General features: G+C 57.7%; 26 protein-coding genes and 2 tRNA genes. 23 read left to right on the top strand and 5 right to left on the bottom strand.

Going from position 1 to position 26,797, the window contains the following annotated elements; all coding sequences use genetic code 11:
* Window positions 1-2 precede the first annotated feature (2 nt).
* Window positions 3-78, top strand: a tRNA-Gly gene (locus tag F3I15_RS12285).
* Window positions 79-103: 25 nt separating this feature from the next.
* Window positions 104-179 (top strand) — tRNA-Gly (locus tag F3I15_RS12280).
* 425 nt (window positions 180-604) lie between these two features.
* Here F3I15_RS12280 and queG read toward each other — a convergent pair.
* Window positions 605-1,744: a tRNA epoxyqueuosine(34) reductase QueG gene (gene queG / locus F3I15_RS12275; protein ID WP_150018104.1), complete on the bottom strand. Its 1,140-nt coding sequence runs from the start codon at window positions 1,742-1,744 to the stop codon at window positions 605-607.
* On the opposite strand from queG, the gene nnr reads away from it, so the two are divergent.
* The 15 genes from nnr to F3I15_RS12200 all read left to right on the top strand — a co-directional run bounded on the left by nnr (window position 1,743) and on the right by F3I15_RS12200 (window position 19,928).
* Complete coding sequence (gene nnr / locus F3I15_RS12270) at window positions 1,743-3,257, top strand: bifunctional ADP-dependent NAD(P)H-hydrate dehydratase/NAD(P)H-hydrate epimerase (RefSeq protein ID WP_150018103.1); 1,515 nt, start codon at window positions 1,743-1,745, stop codon at window positions 3,255-3,257. The genes queG and nnr overlap by 2 nt on opposite strands.
* A 6-nt stretch (window positions 3,258-3,263) precedes the next feature.
* Window positions 3,264-3,737, top strand: a complete 474-nt coding sequence (gene tsaE, locus F3I15_RS12265) for a tRNA (adenosine(37)-N6)-threonylcarbamoyltransferase complex ATPase subunit type 1 TsaE (protein WP_108569958.1) — start codon at window positions 3,264-3,266, stop codon at window positions 3,735-3,737.
* On the top strand, window positions 3,734-5,395 hold the full coding sequence (gene amiB, locus F3I15_RS12260; protein WP_150018102.1) for an N-acetylmuramoyl-L-alanine amidase AmiB: 1,662 nt from the start codon (window positions 3,734-3,736) through the stop codon (window positions 5,393-5,395). Before tsaE ends, amiB begins: the two co-directional genes overlap by 4 nt.
* Window positions 5,396-5,435: 40 nt before the next feature.
* A complete protein-coding gene (mutL, locus tag F3I15_RS12255; RefSeq protein ID WP_150018101.1) occupies window positions 5,436-7,316 on the top strand; it encodes a DNA mismatch repair endonuclease MutL in 1,881 nt (626 codons plus the stop codon).
* Window positions 7,309-8,259 (top strand): tRNA (adenosine(37)-N6)-dimethylallyltransferase MiaA, encoded by a 951-nt coding sequence (gene miaA, locus F3I15_RS12250; RefSeq protein WP_150018100.1) that lies wholly within the window; start codon window positions 7,309-7,311, stop codon window positions 8,257-8,259. The genes mutL and miaA overlap by 8 nt, the downstream gene beginning before the upstream one ends.
* A 100-nt stretch (window positions 8,260-8,359) precedes the next feature.
* Entirely contained in the window at window positions 8,360-8,674 is a 315-nt protein-coding gene (gene hfq, locus F3I15_RS12245) for an RNA chaperone Hfq (RefSeq protein WP_150018099.1), read from the top strand.
* 79 nt (window positions 8,675-8,753) lie between these two features.
* Window positions 8,754-10,034, top strand: a complete 1,281-nt coding sequence (gene hflX, locus F3I15_RS12240) for a ribosome rescue GTPase HflX (RefSeq protein ID WP_150018098.1) — start codon at window positions 8,754-8,756, stop codon at window positions 10,032-10,034.
* Window positions 10,035-10,252: 218 nt separating this feature from the next.
* On the top strand, window positions 10,253-11,488 hold the full coding sequence (hflK, locus tag F3I15_RS12235) for an FtsH protease activity modulator HflK (protein ID WP_150018097.1): 1,236 nt from the start codon (window positions 10,253-10,255) through the stop codon (window positions 11,486-11,488).
* Between the two features lie 3 nt (window positions 11,489-11,491).
* Entirely contained in the window at window positions 11,492-12,496 is a 1,005-nt protein-coding gene (gene hflC, locus F3I15_RS12230; protein ID WP_150018096.1) for a protease modulator HflC, read from the top strand.
* Window positions 12,497-12,550: 54 nt separating this feature from the next.
* Window positions 12,551-12,751: a DUF2065 family protein gene (locus F3I15_RS12225; protein WP_150018095.1), complete on the top strand. Its 201-nt coding sequence runs from the start codon at window positions 12,551-12,553 to the stop codon at window positions 12,749-12,751.
* Between the two features lie 165 nt (window positions 12,752-12,916).
* Entirely contained in the window at window positions 12,917-14,215 is a 1,299-nt protein-coding gene (locus F3I15_RS12220) for an adenylosuccinate synthase (RefSeq protein WP_071669175.1), read from the top strand.
* 194 nt (window positions 14,216-14,409) lie between these two features.
* Window positions 14,410-14,853 (top strand): nitric oxide-sensing transcriptional repressor NsrR, encoded by a 444-nt coding sequence (gene nsrR, locus F3I15_RS12215; protein WP_150018094.1) that lies wholly within the window; start codon window positions 14,410-14,412, stop codon window positions 14,851-14,853.
* Between the two features lie 15 nt (window positions 14,854-14,868).
* Window positions 14,869-17,304 (top strand): ribonuclease R, encoded by a 2,436-nt coding sequence (gene rnr / locus F3I15_RS12210; protein ID WP_150018093.1) that lies wholly within the window; start codon window positions 14,869-14,871, stop codon window positions 17,302-17,304.
* Between the two features lie 125 nt (window positions 17,305-17,429).
* Window positions 17,430-18,164, top strand: coding sequence for a 23S rRNA (guanosine(2251)-2'-O)-methyltransferase RlmB (gene rlmB / locus F3I15_RS12205; RefSeq protein WP_150018092.1), 735 nt, complete (start codon window positions 17,430-17,432; stop codon window positions 18,162-18,164).
* A 135-nt stretch (window positions 18,165-18,299) separates the two neighbouring features.
* Window positions 18,300-19,928 (top strand): isovaleryl-CoA dehydrogenase, encoded by a 1,629-nt coding sequence (locus F3I15_RS12200; RefSeq protein WP_150018091.1) that lies wholly within the window; start codon window positions 18,300-18,302, stop codon window positions 19,926-19,928.
* Here the strand turns inward: F3I15_RS12200 and bsmA are convergent.
* Both bsmA and F3I15_RS12190 read right to left on the bottom strand, forming a co-directional pair.
* The gene (gene bsmA / locus F3I15_RS12195; protein WP_039380612.1) at window positions 19,905-20,228 is read right to left on the bottom strand and encodes a biofilm peroxide resistance protein BsmA; all 324 of its coding nucleotides are present in this window, start codon (window positions 20,226-20,228) and stop codon (window positions 19,905-19,907) included. The two genes, F3I15_RS12200 and bsmA, sit on opposite strands and share 24 nt — an antisense overlap.
* Before the next feature lie 57 nt (window positions 20,229-20,285).
* The gene (locus F3I15_RS12190) at window positions 20,286-22,217 is read right to left on the bottom strand and encodes a methyl-accepting chemotaxis protein (RefSeq protein WP_150018090.1); all 1,932 of its coding nucleotides are present in this window, start codon (window positions 22,215-22,217) and stop codon (window positions 20,286-20,288) included.
* A 150-nt stretch (window positions 22,218-22,367) separates the two neighbouring features.
* On the opposite strand from F3I15_RS12190, the gene yjfP reads away from it, so the two are divergent.
* Complete coding sequence (gene yjfP, locus F3I15_RS12185; protein ID WP_150018089.1) at window positions 22,368-23,117, top strand: esterase; 750 nt, start codon at window positions 22,368-22,370, stop codon at window positions 23,115-23,117.
* A 19-nt stretch (window positions 23,118-23,136) separates the two neighbouring features.
* Here the strand turns inward: yjfP and F3I15_RS12180 are convergent, their stop codons facing one another.
* The gene (locus F3I15_RS12180; RefSeq protein ID WP_150018088.1) at window positions 23,137-23,340 is read right to left on the bottom strand and encodes a hypothetical protein; all 204 of its coding nucleotides are present in this window, start codon (window positions 23,338-23,340) and stop codon (window positions 23,137-23,139) included.
* A 382-nt stretch (window positions 23,341-23,722) separates the two neighbouring features.
* Between F3I15_RS12180 and rpsF the strand changes: the two genes are divergently transcribed.
* The 4 genes from rpsF to rplI are packed head-to-tail and all read left to right on the top strand — an operon-like array spanning window position 23,723 to window position 25,163.
* On the top strand, window positions 23,723-24,118 hold the full coding sequence (rpsF, locus tag F3I15_RS12175) for a 30S ribosomal protein S6 (protein WP_039380603.1): 396 nt from the start codon (window positions 23,723-23,725) through the stop codon (window positions 24,116-24,118).
* Window positions 24,119-24,124: 6 nt separating this feature from the next.
* Window positions 24,125-24,442 (top strand): primosomal replication protein N, encoded by a 318-nt coding sequence (gene priB / locus F3I15_RS12170; protein WP_150018087.1) that lies wholly within the window; start codon window positions 24,125-24,127, stop codon window positions 24,440-24,442.
* Between the two features lie 4 nt (window positions 24,443-24,446).
* The gene (gene rpsR / locus F3I15_RS12165; RefSeq protein ID WP_000135199.1) at window positions 24,447-24,674 is read left to right on the top strand and encodes a 30S ribosomal protein S18; all 228 of its coding nucleotides are present in this window, start codon (window positions 24,447-24,449) and stop codon (window positions 24,672-24,674) included.
* A gap of 39 nt (window positions 24,675-24,713) precedes the next feature.
* The gene (rplI, locus tag F3I15_RS12160) at window positions 24,714-25,163 is read left to right on the top strand and encodes a 50S ribosomal protein L9 (RefSeq protein ID WP_065648101.1); all 450 of its coding nucleotides are present in this window, start codon (window positions 24,714-24,716) and stop codon (window positions 25,161-25,163) included.
* Window positions 25,164-25,219: 56 nt separating this feature from the next.
* Here rplI and F3I15_RS12155 read toward each other — a convergent pair whose 3' ends face one another.
* Complete coding sequence (locus tag F3I15_RS12155; protein ID WP_150018086.1) at window positions 25,220-25,885, bottom strand: OapA family protein; 666 nt, start codon at window positions 25,883-25,885, stop codon at window positions 25,220-25,222.
* 185 nt (window positions 25,886-26,070) lie between these two features.
* Between F3I15_RS12155 and fklB the strand changes: the two genes are divergently transcribed.
* Window positions 26,071-26,691 (top strand): FKBP-type peptidyl-prolyl cis-trans isomerase, encoded by a 621-nt coding sequence (gene fklB / locus F3I15_RS12150; protein WP_071669180.1) that lies wholly within the window; start codon window positions 26,071-26,073, stop codon window positions 26,689-26,691.
* Window positions 26,692-26,797 lie beyond the last annotated feature (106 nt).

The following is a 26,797-nucleotide window of genomic DNA, read 5'->3' as shown; positions in this document are numbered from 1 at the left end:
ATGCGGGAATAGCTCAGTTGGTAGAGCACGACCTTGCCAAGGTCGGGGTCGCGAGTTCGAGTCTCGTTTCCCGCTCCAGAATCTGTTTTGTAGTAACCTCTTTGCGGGAATAGCTCAGTTGGTAGAGCACGACCTTGCCAAGGTCGGGGTCGCGAGTTCGAGTCTCGTTTCCCGCTCCAGTTTTCTTATTCACGATTGTTTCCTGCCTGCGGGCGTCATCAGACATTAAGCACTGCTTTTGCTCTTTCTGCAGTCTGCGTTGTTCTGAACATTACACACGCTGTGTCAGCGTCGATATTGCCGATGGTTTGCTGCATACCGCTGCAAGTTATCCACAATTAGCCCGCGCCTGAAAGGCGGCGTTATACCCATCATGCAAAACCCTTTTAAACAGAGTTATCCACAGGCTCTGGCTCGACGCCTGCGCATTATTCAGCAAATATAAGTTTACAAATCACAGTTAACTTACTGTTATTTATATATAAATTAGTATTTCATTATGTTAATGGCCCCTATAGACCACTTGCGCCATTGCGTCACTGTTTTTGTGAAAAAATCTTATGCACAGCGTGTGGACAAGCCTGTGTGCAGCAGATGCGCTCAATCATGCATCACGTGTCAGACCCTTTTCCACGGCGCGGACTAAACGCAGCGTTTTCGCAGGCTGCACCTCAACAACCTCAGCTGCGCGCTTCTGCTGCTGCTGATTCAGCGCCCAGTCAATATGCTCATCCAGCAGCGGATCTTCACCGCGCCGCTGCTGCAGCGCCGCCACGCATTCAGCTGACCAGGGGGCGTTACCCAGCGCTACGGCAATGTTGCGCAGCCAGCGCAGATGACCAATCCGCCGAATCGCCGAGCCTTCCGTCACGCGCAGAAAACGCGCTTCGTCCCAGCCAAACAGCGCGGTCAGCTCTGGCGCATGCAGAACCGCACGCGGTGAAAAGTCCGCTTCATCCGTCAGCTGGCTGTAGCGGTTCCAGGGACAGATCAGCTGGCAGTCATCACAGCCATAAATACGGTTGCCGATTAGCGGACGCAGCGCTTCTGGGATGGCGCCTTCCAGCTCAATGGTGAGATAGGAGATACAGCGCCGTGCATCCACAACATAGGGCTCCACAATGGCCCCGGTCGGGCAGATCGTCATGCAGGCGACGCAGCGGCCACACTGCTCCTCCTGGGGAGCATCCACCGGCAGCGGCAGATCGATCAGCAGTTCACCAAGGAAAAACCATGAGCCCGCTTCACGATTCAGAATCAGTGAATGTTTTCCGGTCCAGCCGAGGCCCGCTTTCGCCGCCAGCTGCCGCTCCATGACGGGAGCGGAATCGACAAACGGGCGAAAATTGAGTTCACTGCAGTGCGCCTGGATCATTTCTCCGAGCTTTTTCAGACGATTGCGCAATACTTTGTGATAGTCGCGACCCAGCGCATAGCGGCTGACGTAGCCAAGCTGAGGATTTTTCAGGGTTTGGGCAAAGGCCGCTTTTGCGGGCAGATAGTTCATGCGGACGCTGATCACCCGCAGCGTGCCGGGCAACAGTTCATGCGGACGCGCACGCATCATGCCGTGGCGCGCCATCCATGCCATCTCACCGTGATACTGCTTGTCCAGCCACGCCTGTAGCTTTGGCTCTTCGGCACGTAAATCGGTATCGCAGATGCCGACCTGCTGAAAGCCGAGGTCGCGCCCCCACTGTTTAATCTGTTGAGCAAGCTGTTGAAGATCGAGAGGGTATGACATGAGAAACCAGGCAGTTGATGCAAACGCGCGCAGTTTACCACACTCTGTCTGGCCTGCGCAGGCCATGGCGCAGCTGGAGCAGGATGCAGCAGACAGCCTGGGGCTGACGCTTTATGAACTGATGCAGCGCGCCGGTCAGGCGAGCTTTACCCTGGCGCGTCAGAGCTGGCCAGAGGCCGGACACTGGCTGATCCTGTGCGGCCACGGCAACAACGGCGGTGATGGCTACGTCATTGCGCGGCTGGCTCAGGCAGCCGGTATGGCGGTCACGCTGCTGGCGTGTGAGGGCAGCAGGCCGCTGCCTGATGAAGCACGGCAGGCGCGTGAAGCCTGGCTGGACGCAGGCGGCGAGATCCATGCCGCAGACAGCCCGTGGCCGGAGCAGGTCGATTTGATTGTGGACGCGCTGCTGGGCACCGGCCTCAGTCGCGCGCCCGCGGCACCTTATGCACCCCTGATTGAAGCGATCAATCAGCACACCGCGCCGGTACTGGCTATCGATGTGCCGTCCGGCTTACTGGCGACGACCGGTGCCACGCCAGGCGCAGCGGTTGTCGCCAGTCGCACGCTGAGCATGATTGCGCTGAAGCCGGGTCTGCTGACGGGGAAAGCACGCGATCATGTCGGTGAGCTGCACTGCGATACGCTGGGCCTTGATGCCTGGCTCAGCGGGCAACAGGCGCCTGTCCGGCGCTATGCAGCGGAGCACCTGACGCGCTGGCTTAAACCGCGCCAGGCGACCTCACATAAAGGCGATCACGGACAGCTGCTGATTATTGGCGGCGACAGCGGTACCGCCGGCGCCATCCGTATGACCGGCGAGGCGGCACTCCGCAGCGGTGCCGGACTGGTGCGCGTGCTGACGCAGGCTGATAATATCGGTCCGCTTATTACCGCACGCCCCGAGCTGATGGCTGATGCATTTACGCACGAAAAACTGCATAACGCGCTGGCGTGGGCGGACGTCGTGGCGATTGGGCCGGGTATGGGACAACGCGACTGGGCACAGCAGGCGCTGCAGCAGGTCACGGCCTGTGAAAAGCCCATGCTTTGGGATGCAGATGCGCTTAACCTGCTGGCAATCAATCCGGATAACCGTCAGAATCGCATCATTACGCCGCATCCTGGCGAAGCGGCCCGGCTGCTTGGGGTAAAAACCAGTGAAATCGAGCACGATCGCCTGCAGGCCGCGCAGACCCTGGCCCGGCGTTATGGCGGAGTTGTGGTTCTGAAAGGCGCCGGTACGGTCATTGCCAGCGCCGCGGGCGAGATCGCTATTGCTGATGTGGGTAACGCCGGTATGGCGTCGGGCGGCATGGGCGATACGCTGAGCGGTATCATTGCGGCCCTGCTGGGCCAGCAGCTTTCGCTGTTTGAAGCCGCCTGTGCGGGCTGCGTGGTACACGGCGCAGCGGCCGATGCAGTTGCCCGCCAGCACGGAACGCGCGGTATGTTAGCCACTGATTTGTTTGAGCAACTGTGGCAGTTTGTTAATCCAGAGATGATGCAATAATAACGCATGAAAACCTGTGTAATTTCTTTGCCCGATGAGGCGGCAACCCTGAAAATGGGTGCGGAACTGGCTCGCGTTTGCAGCAGCGCGGCGGTTATTTATCTGTATGGCGATCTGGGCGCCGGTAAAACGACGTTCAGCCGCGGCTTTTTGCAGGCGCTCGGTCATCAGGGCAACGTTAAAAGCCCGACCTATACGCTGGTTGAGCCCTATGAAATTGGCGATCGTACCCTCTATCATTTCGACCTCTATCGCCTGGCCGATCCGGAAGAGCTGGAGTTTATGGGTATCCGCGACTATTTCAGCGGTGAGGCGCTCTGTCTGGTTGAATGGCCGCAGCAGGGCGCCGGCTTTCTGCCCGAGCCCGATCTGTCACTGACGCTGCGTTATGCAGAAACGGGGCGTGAAGCAGAAATCACGGCGGTTTCTGCGCACGGTGCCGTGCTGCTGGAGCAGATGCAGCAGGGAGATCCGGCATGAAGCCACGGATAAAAAGCATCGTGCTGGCCGTGCTCTGCCTGTTTTCCGCTACGTCATTTGCCGCCACGCTTTCAGATATTAAAGTTGAGAACGGGGCGAATCAGGCAACGGTGACGCTCAGCTTCAACGGCCAGCCGGTATACGGTTTTTTCCCGCTCCATAACCCTGACCGGGTGGTGCTGGATATTCGCCAGAGCGGCACGATCAAAGGGCTGCCGCTCAGCTTCAGCGGTGAAAACATCGTGCAGCGCATTCGCAATAGCCAGCCTAAAGATGCCCAGAGCATCCGGCTGGTGTTTGATTTAAACCAGTCCACCAAAACGCGCGCGGCGACGCAGCGTGACGGCAATAACTATCGCGTGGTGTTTACTCTGCGCGGCACCCGGCCGGTAAACCGCAGCAGTGCCGCAGTCGCGCCGGTTACCGCTGCGCGCCAGAGCGCCAGCGTCGCCAGCAGCCAGGGCAATCCGTTTGATGGCAATCCGGTCACCGCGGTGACCAACAGCAACACCACGATACGTCCGGGCGGTGCGGTTACCCTGAACGATGCGGTGATTGTAGCCATTGACGCCGGTCATGGCGGGCAGGATCCGGGCGCGATGGGGCAGCGCGGGCTGCGGGAAAAAAACGTTACTATCGCTATTGCACGCAAGCTTAAAGCGCTGCTGGATCGGGATCCGATGTTTAAACCGGTGCTGACGCGCAACGGCGATTACTTTATCTCGGTGATGGGACGTTCAGAGGTGGCCCGCAAAGAGAACGCCAATCTGCTGGTCTCTATTCACGCCGATGCAGCGCCAAACCACTCGGCAACCGGCGCTTCCGTCTGGGTGCTGTCAAACCGGCGCGCCAATAATGAAATGGCAAACTGGCTGGAGCAGAAAGAGAAACAGTCTGAGCTGCTGGGCGGAGCGGGCGATCTGCTGGCGAACAGCCAGGCCGATCCCTATCTCAGCCAGGCAGTGCTGGATCTGCAGTTCGGCCACTCACAGCGCGTCGGTTATGACGTAGCGGTCAAAGTTCTGCAGCAGTTACGCGGCATCACGCCGCTGCATAAACGGTTGCCGGAGCACGCCAGCCTTGGCGTATTGCGTTCACCCGATATTCCATCTTTACTGGTTGAAACCGGCTTTATCAGTAACGCCGGGGAGGAGCGGCTGCTTGGCAGCAGTGCGTACCAGGAAAAAATTGCGCTGGCGATCCATAAAGGCCTGCGCAGTTATTTCCTCGCACATCCGTTACAGTCCGTCCCAAAGCAGGAAAACCGGCCGCTGGACAGCGCACCAGCGGTTAGCGTCGCCAGCAATCCGGCCAGCGGAACCGTGCAGTATACGGGCGTGACGCAGCGCCACACGGTCACGCGCGGCGAAACGCTGTCGGGAATTGCCGCCAGGTATGGGGTCAGCATGGCGACGCTGCGCGATCTCAACAACCTGAAGCGCGACGTGGTCTGGGTGGGGCAGCGCCTGAAAGTACCGGCCGGCAGTCGCGTCAGCACCACGGCTGCACGCCCGGCGCGCCACAAAGTGGTTCGTGGTGATTCGCTGACGGCCATTGCCGTGCGTTACGGCGTGAGTCCGAAAGCGATTATGCAGGCCAATAATATGAAGTCAGACAATGTAATGCTGGGGCAGAATTTAAAAATTCCTCAATCCTGATCGCTGGCCTTCGGGCCAGCAAGCTACAAGGATCACCACCATGCCTATACAGATTTTACCGCCGCAGCTGGCAAACCAGATTGCCGCTGGCGAAGTGGTTGAGCGTCCGGCATCGGTTGTAAAAGAGCTGGTGGAGAACAGCCTCGATGCCGGCGCAACGCGTATCGATATCGATATTGAAAAAGGCGGAGCCCGGCTGATTCGCATCCGCGATAACGGCTGCGGTATTCCCAAAGCAGAGCTGGCGATGGCGCTGGCGCGCCACGCCACCAGTAAAATTGCGTCGCTGGACGATCTCGAAGCGATAGCCAGCCTCGGCTTTCGCGGTGAAGCGCTGGCCAGCATCAGTTCGGTTTCCCGTCTGACGCTGACCTCACGCACCGCCGATCAGCAGGAAGCGTGGCAGGCGTATGCCGAAGGGCGTGATATGCAGGTCACCGTTAAGCCGGCGGCCCATCCGGTGGGAACCTCGCTGGAGGTACTGGATCTGTTCTACAACACGCCGGCCCGGCGCAAATTTATGCGCACGGAAAAAACGGAGTTCACCCATATTGATGAAGTGATCCGTCGCATTGCGCTGGCGCGTTTTGACGTCGCGATTTCGCTGACGCACAACGGTAAACTGGTGCGTCAGTACCGCGGCGTGACGCAGACGTCGCAACAGGAACGCCGTCTGGGGGCGATCTGCGGTACGGCATTTATGCAGCATGCGCTGCGTATCGACTGGCAGCATGACGATCTGGCGCTGCGCGGCTGGGTAGCCGATCCGGCTGGCGCGCGGCAAACCCCGGATCTGCAATATTGCTACGTCAACGGGCGTATGATGCGCGACAAGCTGATCAACCATGCTATCCGTCAGGCCTGGCAGGACCAGGGGGGCGACGATCAGCAGCCTGCCTATGTACTCTATCTGGAGATCGACCCGCATCAGGTTGATGTCAACGTTCATCCTGCCAAGCATGAAGTGCGCTTTCACCAGTCGCGACTGGTGCATGACTTTATCTGGCAGGGCGTGATGAGCGTGCTGCAGGCGAGCCGCAGTGCGGAACTGCCGGAAGTCGCGGCAAGAGAGCCTGCTGCACCGTGGCAGCCAGAGAACCGCCAGGCTGCCGGCGGTAACCATTTTGCTCAGCCTGCCGCTGCGCCATCCCGACATGATGACGAAGCCGCCAGCTCGCGCGATCGTGCGCCCGCCCGTAGCGGAAACGCGGGCGCAGGCTGGCAGCATAAAGAACCCGCGTACCGCGCCCGTGAGGGCGCTGCGTATCAGCAGCTGCTGAAAACGCCCTCCGCCGCGCCTGCAGCACCGGCTCCGGCAGCACCACAGAAAACACGCGAGCCTGCAGATGCACCGCTGGCCGCGCACGCGCAGAGTTTTGGTCGCGTGCTCAGCGTCATCCGCGAGCGCTATGCGCTGCTGGAGCGGGGCGCAGTGCTCCAGCTGCTCTCGCTGCCCGTCGCCTCGCGCTGGCTGAAACAGGCGCAGCTTCAGCCGGGGGAGGAGGGGCTGCGGCCGCAGCCGCTGCTGATACCGGTACGCCTGAAAATTGCCGCCAGTGAGCAGGAAGTCATTACCACCCGGACTGCGCTGCTACAGCAGATGGGCATTGATTTACAGCGGGATGGGCAGCATGTCACCCTGCGTGCGGTGCCTTTACCGTTAAGAACACAAAATTTACAAATCTTGATTCCAGAACTGTTAGGCTACCTGGCCCGGCAGCAAGAGGTTTCTGCGTCCATGCTGGCCCAGTGGCTGGCACGTCGTGAGGATGCAGAAGAGCCACACTGGAATCACTCGCAGGCGATTGCGCTACTGGCGGAGCTGGAACGGCTCTGTCCGCAGCTGCTGAAGTCGCCGCCTTCAGGTCTGTTACAGACCCTGGATATTGAGAGCGCGATTAACACGTTGAAGCATGAGTGAACTAAACCAGGCTGGCCGGCCAAAGGCTATTTTTTTGATGGGGCCAACCGCCTCCGGCAAAACCGCGCTGGCCATTGCATTACGTCAGCAGCTGCCGGTAGAGCTGATTAGCGTTGACTCCGCCCTGATCTATCGCGGGATGGATATAGGAACGGCAAAACCTTCAGCTGAGGAGCAGGCGCTGGCTCCTCACCGTCTGCTGGACATACGCGATCCGGCGGAGAGTTATTCTGCCGCTGAATTTCGTCGCGATGCGCTGGCAGAAATGGCGGAGATTACCCGGGAAGGTAAAATTCCGCTGCTTGTTGGTGGAACCATGCTCTACTTTAAGGCGTTGCTTGAAGGATTGTCGCCGCTGCCCCCGGCCGATCCGCAAATACGTCAGCAGATAGAGCAAACGGCGGCTGAACAAGGGTGGGAAACCCTGCACCGCCAGCTGTGTGAAATCGATCCGGTCGCCGGCAGTCGTATTCATCCGAATGATCCGCAGAGACTTTCGCGAGCACTGGAAGTTTTTTTTATTTCGGGTAAAACTTTAACGGAACTGACAAAAACGTCCGGTGAAGCGCTACCCTACGATGTGCACCAGTTTGCGATCGCTCCGGCGCATCGTGAAATGCTGCACCAGCGCATTGCATTGCGTTACGACCAGATGTTAGCGTCAGGCTTTGAGGCGGAGGCTCGTGCCCTTTTTGCGCGAGGTGATTTGCATACGGATATGCCTTCCATTCGTTGTGTCGGTTATCGCCAGATGTGGTCTTATCTTTCAGGCGAAATCAGCTATGACGATATGGTTTATCGGGGAATTTGCGCCACCCGGCAGTTAGCCAAGCGCCAGATGACCTGGTTACGAGGCTGGGAAGGTGTGCACTGGTTAGACAGTGATGCGCCTGAAACAGCTCGCGACACGGTACTTCAGGTAGTTAGTGCTAAGCAGGGCTGATTGTGTACAATTGATCGGTTAGCGTGCGCAAATTTTTACGCAGTTTTTCTGAACCACGGTTCTTAAGTAACAAACAACAAGCATATAAGGAAAAGATAGAATGGCTAAGGGGCAATCATTACAAGACCCGTTTCTGAACGCACTGCGTCGTGAACGTGTTCCGGTTTCGATTTATCTGGTGAACGGCATTAAGCTGCAGGGACAAATTGAGTCTTTCGATCAGTTCGTTATTTTACTGAAAAATACAGTGAGCCAGATGGTGTATAAGCATGCCATCTCTACCGTGGTTCCTTCACGTCCGGTTTCGCATCACAGCAATAATGCGGGCGGCAGCGGTGGCAGCAACTACCACCACGGCGGAAGCAATCAGAGCGCTCAATCGCAGCCACAACAAGACGGCGATAGCGCAGAGTAATTTTGCGTAGCCGTAAAGCCAGGGTCGGGGAGCAGTCGGATTTCCCGTCCTGGTTATTTTATTTTAGCGAGGTTATAGCTTGTTTGACCGTTATGATGCCGGTGAGCAGGCCGTACTGGTACACATCTGGTTCTCCCAAGACAAAGAGCTGGAAGATTTGCAGGAGTTTGAAACTCTTGTCTCTTCTGCGGGCGTCGATGCACTGCAGGTAATTACCGGCAGTCGTAAAGCGCCACATCCCAAATATTTTGTCGGTGAAGGAAAGGCAGTTGAAATTGCCGATGCGGTAAAAGCGAGTGGAGCATCGGTCGTATTATTCGATCATGCCTTATCTCCTGCTCAGGAACGTAATCTCGAGCGTCTGTGCGAATGTCGTGTTATCGATCGCACCGGCTTAATTCTCGATATCTTTGCCCAGCGCGCCCGTACCCATGAAGGGAAATTACAGGTCGAGCTGGCGCAGTTGCGCCATCTGGCTACCCGCCTGGTGCGCGGCTGGACACACCTTGAACGTCAGAAAGGCGGTATCGGACTGCGCGGACCCGGTGAAACACAGCTGGAAACCGACCGGCGCTTGCTGCGCGGTCGCATCAGTCAGATCCTGTCACGGCTTGAGCGCGTTGAGAAGCAGCGTGAACAGGGGCGTCAGGCGCGTGCTAAAGCCGATGTGCCGACTGTTTCGCTGGTGGGCTACACCAACGCCGGAAAATCTACCCTGTTTAATGCGGTAACCTCTGCCAATGTGTATGCAGCGGATCAGCTGTTTGCCACGCTCGATCCAACCCTGCGCCGTCTTAATGTCGCCGACGTAGGCGAAGTGGTGCTGGCCGATACCGTCGGTTTTATCCGCCATCTTCCGCACGATCTGGTCGCGGCGTTTAAAGCAACGCTGCAGGAGACCCGCCAGGCAACTCTGCTGCTGCACGTCATTGATGCAGCTGATTTACGCGTTACCGACAACATTGACGCCGTAAATGAAGTGCTGGCTGAAATTGAGGCGGATGAGATCCCCTCGCTGCTGGTTATGAACAAAATCGATATGCTGGACGGGTTTGAACCCCGTATCGACCGCGATGAAGAGCAGCGCCCGACGCGCGTGTGGCTCTCAGCGCAAAACGGAGCCGGTCTGGAGCTACTGTGGCAGGCGCTCTCAGAACGGCTGGCAGGTGAGATTGCGCAGTATGAACTGCGTTTGCCGCCTGAAGCAGGACGTCTGCGTAGCCGCTTTTACCAGCTGCAGGCGATAGAAAAAGAGTGGAATGAAGAAGATGGCAGTACGGGTTTGCAGGTGCGTATGCCGATTGTTGACTGGCATCGTTTATGCAAACAGGAGCCGTTGCTAACCAGTTATATTGTTTGATATTGCCCAAACGCCTTTATCTGACACATGAGAATGGTGCTGTAAGTATGACTGCAGGCTGTCTGCGCCGGAACAGAGTTTCGCGGGCGCAACGTCAACTGCGCGCATGACCGGATGCTTACCTCTGTAGCGAATCCGGCGGCGGGCAGGCAGTTCACTACGCGGCGGCAGGCGACGTGAAAGGTAAAACACGTAAATACAATAAATGGAGTAGAAACATGGCGTGGAATCAGCCCGGAAATAACGGACAGGACCGCGACCCGTGGGGAAGCAGCAATAATCAAGGCGGCAACTCTGGGGGGAATAAAGGAGGGCGCGAGCAGGGGCCTCCCGATCTGGATGATATCTTCCGTAAGCTGAGTAAAAAACTCGGCGGACTGGGCGGTGGCAAACAGAACGATAACGGTCAGCGCAGCGGCGGTAGCGGTGGCAAACTGGTTGGCATTGTAGGCGCAGCCGTAGTGATTATCTGGGCGGCGAGCGGGTTCTACACCATCAAAGAGGCGGAACGCGGCGTTGTAACCCGTTTTGGCAAATTCAGTCATCTGGTTGAGCCTGGTCTCAACTGGAAGCCGACATTTATTGATAACGTACGCGCTGTCAACGTTGAAGCCGTGCGCGAGCTGGCTGCATCAGGTGTGATGCTGACATCCGATGAAAATGTGGTACGCGTTGAGATGAACGTCCAGTATCGCGTAACCGATCCGGAGCGCTATCTCTATGCAGTGACCAGCGCCGATGACAGCCTGCGTCAGGCCACTGACAGCGCGCTGCGTGGCGTGATTGGTCGCTCCACTATGGATCGCATTCTGACCGAAGGGCGTACCGTGGTGCGCAGCGATACACAGCGTGAGATTGACGAAACGATTCGTCCCTACAATATGGGGATTACGCTGCTTGACGTAAACTTCCAGGCGGCGCGTCCACCGGAAGAGGTAAAAGCCGCGTTTGACGATGCGATCGCCGCACGTGAAAACCGTGAGCAGTATGTGCGTGAAGCAGAAGCCTATGCCAACGAAGTGCAGCCGCGTGCTAACGGTCAGGCGCAGCGTATTCTGGAAGAAGCGCGAGCGTACAAAGAGCGTACCGTACTGGAAGCGCAGGGTGAGGTTGCCCGTTTTGCGCGTCTGCTGCCGGAATATAAGGCGGCTCCGCAAATCACCAAAGAGCGTCTCTATATCGAAACCATGGAGCGCGTGCTGAGTCATACGCGTAAAGTGCTGGTTAACGATCGCAGCAACAATCTGATGGTACTGCCGCTCGACCAGCTGCTGCGCAACGGCCAGTCAGGCAGCCAGAGCGGTCAGAACAACACTAACCTGATGAAATTGCCTTCGTCGCCAGGCAGCAGTGCCGATCGCAACAGTAACTCATCATATAGTCCGGACAGCGTCATGGACCAGCGTCGCGCAAACGCGCTGCGCAACGATACCCAGCGCGAAGGGAGGGAGTAACCGATGCGTAAGCCAATCATCGCCGTAATTATCGTAGTGCTGGTGGTGCTCTACGCGTCACTGTTTGTTGTGCAGGAAGGCCAGCGCGGTATCGTGCTGCGTTTTGGTAAAGTTCTGCGCGACGACGAGAACAAGCCACAGGTTTATTCGCCGGGTCTGCACTTTAAAATTCCATTCATTGAAACCGTGAAATCGCTGGATGCGCGTATTCAGACCATGGATAACCAGGCCGATCGCTTTGTCACTAAAGAGAAGAAAGATCTGATTGTTGACTCTTATATCAAGTGGCGTATCAGCGACTTCAGCCGCTACTATCTGGCAACGGGCGGTGGCGATATCTCTCAGGCTGAGGTGCTGCTGAAACGTAAGTTCAGCGACCGTCTGCGTTCAGAAATGGGTCGCCTTGATGTGAAAGATATTGTGACCGATTCGCGTGGCCGTCTGACCACTGACGTACGCGATGCGCTGAACACGGGCAGCGCGGGTAACGATGATGAAGTCCAGACGCCGGCAGCAGATGATGCCATCGCCAGCGCTGCCGCACGCGTTGAGCGCGAGACCAACAGCAGCGAGCCTGCGCCAAATCCAAACAGTATGGCGGCGCTGGGTATTCAGGTTGTTGATGTGCGTATTAAGCAGATCAATCTGCCAACCGAAGTCTCTGACGCTATCTACAACCGTATGCGCGCCGAGCGTGAAGCGGTTGCGCGTAGCCAGCGTTCGCAGGGTCAGGAAGAGGCAGAAAAACTGCGTGCGCAGGCTGATTACCAGGTAACCCGTACGCTGGCTGAAGCGCAGCGTCAGGCGCTGATTTCGCGCGGTGAAGGGGATGGTGAAGCCGCCAAGCTGTTTGCGGATGCTTTCAGCCAGGATCCTGACTTCTACGCGTTCATTCGCAGTCTGCGGGCGTATGAAAGCAGCTTTGCAGATAATCAGGATGTCATGGTGCTGAGCCCGGATAGCGATTTCTTCCGCTATATGAAAGCACCGACTAACGTTTCACGATAAGCGCTTATAAAGGCAGGGCCGACACTGATGTCGGCCCTTTTTTTTGGATAACGTATGAATTCAACCATCTGGATGGCGCTTGCGCTGGTGCTGATACTGGAAGGCGCAGGGCCGATGTTAATGCCGCGACTCTGGCGGCGCATGATCCTTTCTCTGACGCAGCTGCCTGACCGCCTGCTGCATCGCTTTGGCGGTGGACTGGTTGTAGCAGGCGTGGTGATTTACTGCCTGTTCAACCGGCATATGCAGGGATAATCGCGCCGCTTACCGGTTAAATTGTGCCTGCCAGGCTGCGCCTCCCCAACATGTTGTGAGCTGAACAAAAGGCAGGCAAAAAACAGCGCAAACGTGTGCTAAAAGTGCTGAAACTGTGAAAAACCGATGGTAGAATCCATTTTTAAGCAATCGGTGATTTTAGAAATGGGTAAGAACGTCGTCGTACTGGGCACCCAATGGGGTGACGAAGGTAAAGGTAAAATCGTAGACCTTCTGACTGAACGCGCTAATTATGTGGTGCGTTACCAGGGTGGCCACAATGCAGGCCATACACTTGTCATCAACGGTGAAAAAACCGTCCTCCACTTAATTCCTTCTGGCATCCTGCGTGAAAATGTTACCAGCATCATTGGTAACGGAGTTGTACTGTCACCTGAAGCGCTGATGAAAGAGATGAATGGCCTGGAAGCGCGCGGTGTGCCGGTACGTGAACGTCTGCTGATTTCTGAAGCCTGCCCGCTGATTCTGCAATACCACGTTGCAATGGATCTGGCACGCGAAAAAGCGCGCGGTGCCAAAGCGATCGGTACAACGGGCCGCGGTATCGGGCCTGCCTATGAAGATAAAGTGGCGCGTCGCGGCCTGCGGGTCAGCGATCTGTTCAACAAAGAGACCTTTGCAGCCAAGCTGAAAGAGATCGTTGATTTCTACAACTTCCAGCTGGTGAACTACTACAAAACTGACGCCGTTGACTACGAAAAAGTGCTGAGCGATGTGATGGCCGTAGCGGACATCCTGACCAGCATGGTGGTGGACGTGTCTGACCTGCTGGATGGCGCGCGCAAGCGTGGCGATCTGATCATGTTTGAAGGTGCGCAGGGTACGCTGCTGGATATCGACCACGGTACCTACCCCTATGTGACCTCCTCCAACACCACCGCAGGTGGCGTGGCAACCGGCTCCGGTATCGGTCCGCGCTATGTCGACTACGTGCTGGGTATCGTGAAAGCCTACTCTACCCGCGTCGGAGCGGGTCCGTTCCCGACCGAGCTGTTTGATGAGACCGGTGAGTTTCTGTGCAAGCAGGGCAATGAGTTTGGTGCCACTACCGGCCGCCGTCGCCGTACCGGCTGGCTTGATGCGGTCGCTGTACGCCGTGCTGTACAGATTAACTCGCTTTCCGGCTTCTGCATGACCAAACTGGACGTGCTGGATGGCCTGAAAGAGGTTAAAATCTGTGTCGGCTACCGTATGCCGGATGGCCGTGAAATGACCACCACCCCGCTGGCAGCTGAAGGCTGGGAAGGTATCGAACCGATTTACGAAACCCTGCCTGGCTGGAGCGAGACTACCTTTGGTGTTAAAACCGTAGAGGGTCTGCCGCAGGCCGCACGCGATTACATCAAGCGTGTCGAAGAAGTAACCGGTGTGCCGGTTGATATTATCTCAACGGGCCCGGACCGTAGTGAGACCATGATTCTGCGCGATCCGTTCGACGCATAATCTTCTCAGGCCGGACATGTTCCGGCCTCTGTTTATCCGCTGTCTGCTTCCGCTCACTCTGTTTTTTTCGGCTCAGGACCACACGGGCATGAAAAAAGCGCTCCGGGTTTTTCCGCACTGGTTTATCATCATTGTTAATCGAAGCGCGCACCTGGCGCTAAAACTAAAAAATCTGATGGTTTACTGAGGTATATGTGCAGCTAACAAGTTTTACCGATTATGGTCTGCGCGCACTGATCTACATGGCTACGCTGCCTGAGGGCAGGCAGACTAATATTAGTGAAGTCACCGATACTTACGGCGTATCGCGTAACCATATGGTAAAAATCATCAATCAACTGAGCCGGGCCGGCTTTGTAGCTGCTACACGCGGCAAAAACGGCGGAATTCGTTTAGGTATGGACCCGGAAAAAATTATTATTGGCGACGTTGTCAGAAAGATGGAGCCGCTGCAGTTAGTTAACTGTGCCACCTGCGCCATCACCCCAGCCTGCCGCTTACGTAAGGCGCTTAATGACGCCGTGCAGTTATTTTTGCAGGAGCTGGATAACTATACGCTGGCCGATCTGGTAAGAAACAACGATTCGCTCTACCACATCCTATTGTCCGAACCGCCGGTGGCAATCCACTCCAAATGACATCGGAGGAACCTAATGTCAAAAGATCCTTTTCAGGACAGAGAAGCTGAAAAATATGATAACCCGATCCCCAGCCGCGAATTTATTCTCGGGCTGCTGGAGCAGCGGGAAAAACCAGCCAGCCGCGAAGAGATTGCGGGGGCGTTAAACATCACCAGCGAAGAGCAGCTGGAAGCGCTGCGCCGTCGTCTGCGCGCAATGGAGCGTGACGGCCAGCTGGTCTTTACCCGCCGTCAGTGCTATGCGCTGCCGGAACGCCTCGACCTGCTGCGCGGCAAAGTGATTGGTCATCGTGACGGCTACGGCTTTTTACGCGCTGAAGGGCAAAAAGATGACTTCTATCTTTCCGCCGAGCAGATGAAATTTTGCCTGCATGGCGATGTGATCCTGGCGCAGCCAGGCGGAGCCGATCGTAAAGGTCGCCGTGAAGCACGCGTAGTGCGGGTGCTTGAACCGCGCAACAGCCAGATTGTCGGCCGCTACTTTACCGATGCCGGCACGGGCTTCGTGGTGCCGGACGATAGCCGCCTGAGCTTTGATATTCTTATTCCGCAGGACGCAACGCTTGACGCCCGGATGGGCTCTGTTGTCGTGGTCGAGATTGTACAGCGTGCCACGCGCCGCACCAAAGCTATCGGTAAAGTTACCGAAATCCTCGGCGACAATATGGGTACCGGTCTGGCAGTTGATATGGCGCTGCGTACGCATGAAATTCCGCACACCTGGCCGGAAGAGGTCGAAAAAGAGATTGCGAAGCTGAAAGAAGAGGTGCCGGAAGCGGCGAAGCAGGGACGTATCGATCTGCGTCAGCTGCCGCTGGTTACCATTGATGGCGAAGATGCACGCGACTTCGATGATGCTGTCTACTGCGAGAAAAAGCGCGGCGGTGGCTGGCGCCTGTGGGTAGCGATCGCTGACGTAAGTTACTACGTGCGGCCGGGTACGGCGCTGGATGACGAAGCGCATCAGCGCGGAACATCAGTCTACTTCCCGTCGCAGGTCGTGCCGATGCTCCCTGAGATCCTCTCCAACGGCCTCTGCTCGCTGAATCCGCAGGTTGACCGCCTCTGCATGGTCTGTGAGATGACTATCTCTGCCAGCGGTAAACTGACCGGCTATAAGCATTATGAAGCGGTGATGAACTCACACGCGCGACTGACCTATAACAAAGTCTGGAATATTCTGCAGGGGAATCCCGAGCTGCGTGAGCAGTATGCGGCGCAGGTAAAACATCTCGAAGAGCTGCACGCTATGTATGAGGTGCTGGAAACCGCACGCGAGCAGCGCGGTGGCATCTCATTTGAAACGGAAGAAGCGAAATTTATCTTCAACGCTGAGCGCCGTATTGAGCGCGTTGAGCGCACGGTACGTAACGACGCGCATAAACTGATTGAAGAGTGCATGATCCTCGCTAACATCGCGTCTGCCCGCTTTGTGGAGAAACATCAGGAGCCGGCGCTGTTCCGCGATCACGATCGTCCAAGTGAAGACAGCATTACCAGTTTCCGCACCGTACTGAGCGAGCTGGGACTGAGCCTGCCGGGCGGCGCAAAACCGCAGCCTGTGGACTACGCCGAACTGCTGGATCAGATCGCCGAGCGTCCGGATGCTGAGATGCTGCAGACCATGCTGCTGCGCTCCATGAAACAGGCGGTCTACGATCCGGAAAACCGCGGACACTTTGGTCTGGCGCTGGCTTCTTACGCCCACTTTACTTCGCCGATTCGCCGCTATCCGGATCTGCTGCTGCACCGTGCGATTAAATATCTGCTGGCAAAAGAGCAGGGCATGGAAAACGGTATCACTACGCCGAACGGCGGCTACCACTATGATATGCAGCAGATGCTGCAGCTGGGTCAGCACTGTTCGATGACCGAGCGCCGCGCTGATGAAGCGACGCGCGACGTTGCTGACTGGCTGAAGTGCGACTTCATGCAGGATCAGGTGGGCAATGTGTTTAACGGCGTGATCTCCAGCGTGACCGGCTTTGGCTTCTTTGTGCGGCTGAATGATCTGTTCATCGATGGCCTGGTGCATGTCTCCACGCTGGATAACGACTACTATCGCTTTGATGCCGTCGGACAGCGTCTGATCGGCGAATCGGGCGGCCGTACCTATCGTCTTGGCGATGCGGTGGAAGTGCGCGTGGATGCGGTGCACATGGATGAGCGTAAAATCGATTTCGCCCTGATCTCCAGCAAGCGCGTGCCGCGTGGCGAAGGTAAAACCGCGCGGGAACGCGAGAAGCGCAGCGGCAAGCCTGCCACAAAGCGCCGTCGCGACGCGGGTAAAAAAGGTAACTTTGAACCGGATGCGGCTTTCCGCGGTGAAAAGAAACCGGCTGCTGCGCAGAAAAGTGAGAAAAAAGGCAATAAAGTCTCTGAGAAAACCCGTAAAATCGCCGCCGCCACTAAGGCTAAGCGGGCATCAAAGAAAAGCAGCGCGACCTGATGGTCACCGGATTGTCCTGACGGGCAATCCGGGTATGCTTTACGCGCTGTACCGGATGCGCCGCCGCGCGCATCCTGAACCCGGATCTCAGCGATCGCTGTTCTAACCCAATCTTGAGCAAAATAATGAGCGAAATAGTTTTTGGCATTCATGCCGTGCAGGCGCTGCTGGAGCGCGACCCCCAGCGTTTTCAGGAAGTTTTCATTCTCAAAGGGCGCGACGATCGCCGCCTGCAGCCGCTGATTGCCGCACTGGAAGCTCAGGGTATTGTGATCCAGCTGGCTAACCGCCAGTGGCTCGATGCTCAGGTAGAGGGCGGCGTGCATCAGGGCATCGTGGCACATATCAAACCAGGTAAAAATTACCAGGAAGGCGATCTGCCCGATCTGCTGCAGTCGCTGGAGAAACCGTTTCTGCTGATCCTCGACGGCGTAACCGATCCACACAACCTGGGCGCCTGTCTGCGCACTGCTGACGCGGCGGGTGTTCATGCGGTCATCGTGCCGAAAGATCGTGCTGCACCGCTTAACGCCACGGCAAAAAAAGTCGCCAGCGGCGCTGCGGAAAACGTGCCGCTCATTCGTGTCACCAACCTGGCGCGCACGATGCGACTGCTGCAGGAATACAACATCTGGGTGGTTGGCACTGCCGGTGAGGCGGATCATACGGTTTATCAGAGCAAAATGACCGGTCCGCTGGCGCTGGTGATGGGGGCGGAGGGCGAAGGTATGCGCCGCCTGACGCGCGAACACTGCGATGAGCTGATCAGCATTCCGATGGCAGGCAGCGTCTCTTCGCTGAACGTCTCGGTGGCGACCGGCGTCTGCCTGTTTGAAGCCGTGCGCCAGCGCCAGGCGTGATCGGCACCGCAAAATATCAACAAGCGCTTTTCCCTCCTGTACGGCTCTCCTGAATAATTCAGACAGAGCAGGCTGCCAGACGGTTACTCTGCCTGGCAGCCTCGTCGCTATGATGCGTTATCATCAGGAGGCGCTATGTTTCATACCACTCATCACGTATTCAACCAGCCTCATCCTCTTTGCAACAGTAATCTGTTCACCCGCGACAGCGCGCTGTGCGATGCCGTGGTGCGCGAAGGCGCGGCCTGGGACCAGGCGTGGCTGGCGTCGGTTGGTCTGCAGCTTGGCAGCGCGGAATCGCTGGAGCTGGGACGGCTGGCCAATAGTGAACCGCCGGTACTGCAGCGCTATGATGCGCGCGGCGAGCGCATTGACGAGGTGCGGTTTCATCCCGCCTGGCACCTGCTGATGCAGGGCGTCTGTGCCAGCCGCTTACACAATCTCAGCTGGCAGCCTGATGCCCCGGCTCATGCCATGGTAGCGCGTGCGGCGCGCTTTATTCTGCATGCCCAGGCGGAAGCGGGTTCTCTCTGTCCGGTCACTATGACGCACGCCGCGCTTCCTCTGCTGCAGGCGCATCTGCCCGCAGCCTATGCGGACTGGCGCGCTGGCCTGCTGAGCGACCGCTACGACGCCCATCACCTGCCAGGCGGTCAAAAGCGCGGGCTGCTGATTGGCATGGGGATGACTGAAAAGCAGGGCGGTACTGACGTGCTGACTAACACCACGCGCGCTGAACCACTCGGGGTGCGTGCGCCGGGCGAGCCCTGGCGCATTACCGGTCATAAATGGTTTTTCTCTGTGCCGCAAAGCGATGCGCATCTGATCCTGGCTCATACCTCACGCGGTCTGAGCTGTTTTTTTCTGCCGCGACTGCTGCCTGACGGCACGCGCAATGCGCTGCGCATTGAGCAGCTCAAGGAGAAGCTGGGCAACCGCTCCAATGCCAGCGCTGAAGTGGAGTTTCAGGATGCCACCGGCTGGCTGATGGGCGAAGAGGGTGAAGGCGTCCGGCTGCTATTACGCATGGGCGGCATGACGCGCTTCGACTGCGCGCTCGGCAGCCACGGCCTGATGCGCCGCGCGCTGTCGGTGGCGCTGCATCATGCACAACAGCGACAGGTTATGGGCAAACCGCTCAGCGAGCAGCCGCTGATGCGCCTCCAGCTGGCACGACAGGCGCTGCAGCTTGAAGCGCAGACTGCACTGCTGCTGCGGCTCGCCCGGGCGTGGTCAGCGCCAGCCAGCGAGGCGGAGCGGCTCTATGCCCGGCTGTTTACGCCGGTAGCGAAGTTTGCCATCTGCCGGGCTGGTATGCCGTTTGTCGCGGAGAGTATGGAGGTGCTGGGCGGTATCGGCTACTGCGAACAGAGTGAACTGCCGCGGCTGTATCGCGAAATGCCGGTTAACAGCATCTGGGAAGGATCGGGCAATGTTATGTGTCTGGATATTCTGCGTGTACTGCAGCGCTATCCCGCATGCCATGCGCTGCTGCAGCAGGAGTTTGAGGCGGTGAGAGGCGCTAATCGGCATGTTGACCGCAGCTGGCGTCAGCTGCGTCTGCGGCTGCGTCATCCGCATGAAGCGCAGGCGCGTGACCTGGCGCAGGAGCTTTTCTGGCTGGCGAGCGCGGCGATACTGCTGAAAGTCGCAGAACCGCCGCTGGCCGATGCGTGGTGTGCGCTTGCGCTTGACGGGCGCGGCGCACGTGGCCCGGATGAGACGCTGGCCGCGCGTCTGCTACTGCGCGCCGGCGCTGCCTGAAGGCGCGCCGTAGAGAATCGCAGTGGCGTACCACAGGCCGGGAAAGGAGGTTTCATCCAGCATCACAATCTGATAATAGACAGCCCCCGCTTGGCTGGCGCGTGCGGCGATCGCGCGCTGTGCATCATCCGGTGAACCGCGCGTCGACGCGCTGATATTGCCCAGCTTCGGCAGCCCGGCGCTCTGCGCGCGCGAAATCTCCTGGGGCTGTGAGGCGGGCGGCGGCGGCGCCTGCGGGGTCGACTGCAGCGTTGAACATCCACACAGCACCAGACTCAACAGCAGTAACAGACGGGACATAACGGCTCCGGAAGTGCAGGGAAGATAGCTAAAGTGTAAGCCATCTTCCCGCAATCATCAGCTGTTGAGCCTGAACAGGCTGACCAGCGCCGTAAGATGATGCCCTTTCTCGCTCAGATGCCGGGCGGTGCTCTCGGACTGCATAACCATATCGCTGCTCTGATGCGTCGCCTGGCCAATATGGTTCATCGCCAGATTAACCTGACCGATACCCGCCGCCTGCTCCTGCGCCGCGATATTGATCTCATCCATCAGCGTTTTGACCTGCTCAAAATGCGTTACAATGTGGCTCATATTATCGCGCGTCTGCTCAGAGAGCGCATGGCCCGCCGCCACCCGCTCAATGGATCGGGCGATCAGCGTATCGATCTCTTTTGCTGCGCTGGCGCTGCGTTGCGCCAGCGCCCGCACTTCGGCGGCAACCACGGCAAAGCCGCGCCCGTGTTCGCCGGCGCGCGCGGCTTCTACGGCCGCGTTCAGCGCCAGGATATTGGTCTGGAACGCTATTGACTCGATCACATGCGTGATATCGGCAATACTCTGCGACGCAACCCGGATCTCCGCCATGGTTTCCGCTGAGCGTGCGACAGTGGCACCGCCCTGACTGACGGTACCGGCAGCTTCGCTCATCAACGCCATCGCCTGACGTACGTTAGCCGCGGTCTGTGCCACCGTGGCGCCAAACTCCTCCATGCTGGCGGAAGTCTCTTCCACGCTGCTCGCCTGACGGCCAATCTGCTCGCTGATGGTCGCGCTGCCGGCCGCAATCGTATCGGTGCCGTCACTGATCTCCTGAGCGGCGCCCCGCACCTGGCGCACCACTTTTTCCAGCCCGTCGCCAATGCCGTTGATGGCAGCCACCAGCTGGCCAACCTCATCACGTCGCGCTGAGTTAAGATGCGCCTGCAGGTTACCCGCCGCATACTCTTCGGCCAGATGGATCACCTGCTGCAGCGGGCGGGTAAGGGCGTGACGACAGTAAAAAACAAAGCCGGCAGCAAACAGCAGCACCAGCGCCAGGCCGATAGCCATAAACAGGTTGCGACTCTGCGTAACCGGCGCCAGCAGCGCGGCACGGCTGACCTCACCGGCAATAACCCAGTCCCAGCCCGGCAGCTGCTGCCACGCCAGCAGTCGGGTCTCACCGGCGTCCTCAAAGCTGAGCAGCCCGGCGGGCTGAGTCAGCAGCCGCTGCTGTACCGCCTCACTCCAGCGCGGCTGCTGACCCTCAGCGTGGCGGTCAAACAGGTAGGTGCCCTGTTTGCTGCCCGGCGTACCGTTCAGCACAAAGAAACTGCCGCTGTCACCGAGATGGCGCGCCAGCACTTTGTCGCGCATCAGCGCATACTGGGTATCGATTTTTACGCCGACAAATAGAATCGCAATGACGCTGCCGCTTTCATCACGCACCGGCTCATACTGGGTGATATAGCGATGCCCGAACAGCGTAGCCAGCCCGCGCCATGTGGTGCCTTGCTGCACGCTGCGCCAGGCGGCGCTGCTGCGATCCAGCCGGGTGCCAATGGCGCGGCTGCCATCCTCTTTTTTCAGCGACGTCGCGATACGCACGTAGTCATCGCCGTCGCGGACAAAGATGGTTGTCACCGCGCCGGTGCGCTCAAAAAAGTCATCCACGGCAATCTGATCGAGATTGAGCGTTTTCAGACCGGCACGCAGCACTGGCGTGCTCAGCTCGCCGGTCTGAACGCGGGTGCTCTCGTCACGGCTGAAACGTTTAGGTAAAAAGCTCTGGAACAGTCTGGTGTAGTTTGCCACCTCTTCGGAGAGCGTAGCGTTAAACAGCGTGGCCATTTCACTGATGCCCTGCACCTGATTGGTCATATCGTCGGTTGCCAGCTGTTCCAGCTGACGGGCGGCGTTATGGCTCAGGGTGAATGTCAGGACAAACAGTACGACGGCGACGCTGAAAGACGTCAATACAGACAGCCTGACGCCAAGGCTCAGGGCGCTGAGAGAAAGACGCTTCATAAAATACCTGTTATTTAGAATGGGGGAGAACGATCAACGGCAAAAACCGGCAAAGGTTTAGGGTGAAAAAGCAGCGACGTTAATCTGCTAACGCGCCGGCAGAGAACAGGTACACTCGGTATCAGATGCACGCTATTCAGGAGCGCTACCGTGATTGAACTGACAACAGAGACTCTGGCAGGAATCGAGTGTATTCATGCCGCACCCGCCGGTCAGCGGCAGACTCCGCTGCCCACCATTCTCTTTTACCATGGCTTTACCTCATCAAAAGAGGTTTACAGCTACTTTGCTGTGGCGCTGGCGCAGGCAGGATTTCGCGTTATCATGCCCGATGCAGAGATGCACGGGGCGCGTTATCAGGGCGACAGCGCGCTGCGCATGACGCGCTTCTGGGAAATTTTGCGTCAGAATATTGATGAGCTGCCGCAGCTGGAGCGCGCGCTGCGTGACAACCGCTGGATTGCCGGTGAACGTTTTGCGGTGGCGGGGGCCTCAATGGGCGGGATGACGGCGCTGGGAGCCATGGCGCGCTACCCGCATATTCAGAGTGTCGGCTGTCTGATGGGATCCGGCTATTTCCGGCAGCTCAGCGAGCAGCTCTTCCCGCCACTGGTGCCGAAAACCGCTGAGCAGCAGCTGCTGCTTGCCGCGCGCCTGGCGCCGCTGAGCGCTTACGATCCCGCCACAAAGCTGGCCCGGCTTGCCAGCCGGCCGCTGCTGCTCTGGCACGGCGAAGCGGATGAGGTGGTGCCCTTTGCTGAGACGCAGCGCCTTGCAGAGGCGCTACGCGCCACAGAGCAGGATGGTCAGCTTACATTTTTGTCTGAACCGCAAATCGGGCATAAAATTACGCCCGCCGCGCTGACCGCGCTGGTGGCGTTTTTTACACGTTCCTTCTGAGCAGCCGCCAGCGGTGGCTTCAGCGCTGCCCGGAGAGTCGATCGGCGGGGCGCTGCGCAGCGGTAAATGGGTTATCAGCCGGCGCATCCAGCCGGTTAACATAGATATAGCCTGAAGCCGCTTTGCTGCTGCTTCTCATCTGCTGCGCAGAGTCAGTAACGCTGGCCATGGCGGGGGAAGAGAGAAAGAGACTCAGTAAAGTGGCGACAATGACAGCTTTCATGATCGACTCCTCACCTGTAATACTTCATCAATCGCGCGCCCGGTGCATTGTTCAGGGCGCTTTTACAGAGTTTAGTTTTTAACCAGCGCAGCGCCAGCACGGCTTTTTGAACGCGTACCTCAATATTTTTGAAAAAACCCACGTAACAGGCTGAAGTGGCACGCTTAGCACAAAAAGGCGCGCTGGCTGGCACGCCTGCGCAAAACAGGCGAAATGTGCGCTTGTGTTTAGCCCCTGAGGCCAGTATGATTACGCGTCAATTTTTCAGCTGCATTCAGAGGTGTGTGTCATTCAACGATGATATGCAACCTATAACGTTCCTTGCTTCCATGGGCCGCAGCTGACCCTGACAGGAGGCTGAATAATCCGTAAGGAGCTATCGATGCGTCATTACGAAATCGTATTTATGGTCCATCCTGACCAGAGCGAACAGGTTCCGGGCATGATCGAGCGTTACACTGGTGCTATCACTGGTGCACAGGGCACGATCCATCGTCTGGAAGACTGGGGCCGCCGTCAGCTGGCTTACCCGATCAACAAACTGCACAAAGCTCACTATGTTCTGCTGAACGTAGAAGCGCCGCAGGAAGTGATCGACGAGCTGGAAACTAACTTCCGCTTCAACGACGCCGTTATCCGCAGCATGGTTATGCGCGTTAAGCACGCGGTAACTGAAGCTTCTCCGATGGTTAAAGCGAAAGACGAGCGTCGTGAGCGCCGCGAAGATTTCGCTAACGAATCGGCAGAAGAGTCAGATGCTGGGGATTCTGAAGAGTAATTCCCGATGACGGCAAATCAGCTGCGTCTGTCTGGCACTGTGTGCAGGACGCCAGTTAGAAAAGTCAGTCCGTCAGGGATCCCACACTGCCAGTTCATGCTTGAGCATCGTTCTGTGCAGGAGGAGGCCGGGTTTCACCGGCAAGCCTGGTGTCAGATGCCGGTGATTATCAGCGGCAGCGCCCATCAGGCGATTACTCAACATATAACGGTCGGCACGCAACTCACGCTCTCAGGTTTTATTAGCTGCCATCAGGCACGCAATGGCCAGAGCAAACTTGTGTTACATGCCGAGCAGATTGAATTGATAGATTCTGGAGACTAGCCAAATGGCACGTTATTTCCGTCGTCGCAAGTTCTGCCGTTTCACCGCGGAAGGCGTTCAAGAGATCGATTATAAAGATATCGCAACGCTGAAAAACTACATCACTGAAAGCGGCAAGATTGTTCCAAGCCGTATCACCGGTACTCGTGCTAAATACCAGCGTCAGCTGGCTCGTGCTATCAAGCGCGCGCGTTACCTGTCTCTGCTGCCGTACACTGATCGTCATCAGTAATCGGCAACTGTCCATTAACGACTTTAAGAGGATAAGGTAATGCAAGTTATTCTGCTTGATAAAGTAGCAAACCTGGGCAGCCTGGGTGACCAGGTTAACGTTAAAGCGGGCTACGCTCGTAACTTCCTGGTACCACAGGGCAAAGCTGTTCCTGCTACCAAGAAAAACGTTGAGTTCTTTGAAACTCGTCGTGCTGAACTGGAAGCCAAACTGGCTGACGTTCTGGCAGCTGCCAACGCACGCGCTGAGAAAATCAGCGGCCTGGGCACCGTTACCATCGCGTCTAAAGCAGGCGACGAAGGTAAACTGTTCGGTTCCATCGGTACCCGCGACATCGCTGATGCAGTTTCTGCAGCAGGTGTTGAGGTGTCTAAGAGCGAAGTTCGCCTGCCGAACGGCGTTCTGCGCACCACCGGTGAGCATGAAGTTGACTTCCAGGTTCATAGCGAAGTTTTCGCTAAACTGGTTGTGAATGTAGTTGCTGCATAATCTTATGCAGTGATGCGAAAACGCCGGCCCTGTGCCGGCGTTTTTGTTTCCGGCGCTTACTGAGCGCGGATAAAGGTGCCGTCGGGCTGACGGGTAAAGAGCACCGGACCGTTACTGCCATCAACGGTAAGACCGGTCACCACGCCGTCGCCATTCTGCCGAATCTTCACCTGCTGACCGCTCTGCAGCGAGCTCAGCGGTGAGCCTTCACCCTCTACGCGCGCCATAGCGAACACATCATTAACCGGCAGATTATTGTCCCGGAACAGCTGCGCCAGCGTCTGACCCGAGGCTACGCTGTAGCTGCGCCAGGTGCCCTGCGCATCAATAGCCGGCTGGCGGTTTTGCGGCGCAGAAGCGCTATCCTGATTACCAGAAAGCTCCGCCTGCATTGGCACCTCTTTCGGCTGACTCTCAACCGAACGTTCAACCGGATATTTTCCATTGCTGGTCGGCCAGAGAAACGCCAGCAGCACAATGATCAGGGCAATAACGATGCCGCGGCGATGAAGCGGCGGCAGGGGATCCATCCAGCGTACATCATCCAGCAGGTGCCAGACGCGCTGCAGGGCAGCAGGCATGCGGGACGGGGTATCTGTGGCCATAGGTGAATCCTCCTCGCCAGCGGTTTTATGCATTCTGGCTGGCAGCCAGCGTTGCAGCCAGGGTAACAGCGTTCGCGTGGTGCGCGTCCGGCGACGTCGTGGGGCAATCTGGCCCATGTTATCTCTCTTGTTTTACAGTATGGGCAATGACAGCAGGAAGTGCCCGCCAGCATTGAAAAATTTGACCTGCGTATTGTTTCTGTTTCGTCGCCAAATGTCATCACGCACCGCGTGAGATTTTACGCCAGCCGCGTGCGCTGCTATGCTGCCGGTTCACTTTTATCCGGGATTAAGGAATCAAGATGACGACCCCTTCATTTGACAGCGTCGAATCACAAGCAAGTTACGGTATCGGTTTACAGGTTGGTCAGCAGCTGCAGGAGTCTGGACTGCAGGGTCTGCAGCCTGAAGCACTGCTGGCAGGTCTGCGCGACGCGCTGGAAGGGAACTCACCGGCGGTTCCGGTTGATGTGGTACACCGCGCGCTGCGCGAAGTACACGAGCGTGCAGAAGGCGTGCGCCGCGAGCGCACCGAAGCGATGGCCGCACAGGGTCAGCAGTTCCTGGAGCAGAATGCTCAGCGCGAAGGCGTGAGCACGACGGAGTCAGGTCTGCAGTTTAGCGTAATCAAGCAGGGCGATGGCCCAATCCCGTCACGTCAGGATCGCGTACGCGTGCACTACACCGGTAAGCTGATCGACGGCAGCGTGTTCGACAGCTCCGTTGCCCGCGGTGAGCCAGCAGAGTTTCCGGTTACCGGCGTTATCGCTGGCTGGATCGAAGCATTAACGCTGATGCCGGTTGGCTCAAAATGGGAGCTGACTATCCCGCACAACCTCGCCTACGGTGAGCGTGGTGCCGGCGCCTCAATCCCGCCATTCAGCACCCTGATTTTTGAAGTTGAGCTGCTGGAAATCCTGTAACAGCTCCGCCGCCAGGGGCGCCATTTATGGCGCCCTTGTTGCGTACGGGGGCTGGAACCAGGGGCGCATTAATGCGCCCCCTACGGGTAGGCCGATGTAGGGGCGC

The sequence above is a fragment of the Pantoea sp. M_9 genome (assembly GCF_008631385.1).
GTDB classification, from domain to species: domain Bacteria; phylum Pseudomonadota; class Gammaproteobacteria; order Enterobacterales; family Enterobacteriaceae; genus Pantoea; species Pantoea eucrina.
This window is presented reverse-complemented; position numbering and strand designations above follow the sequence as displayed.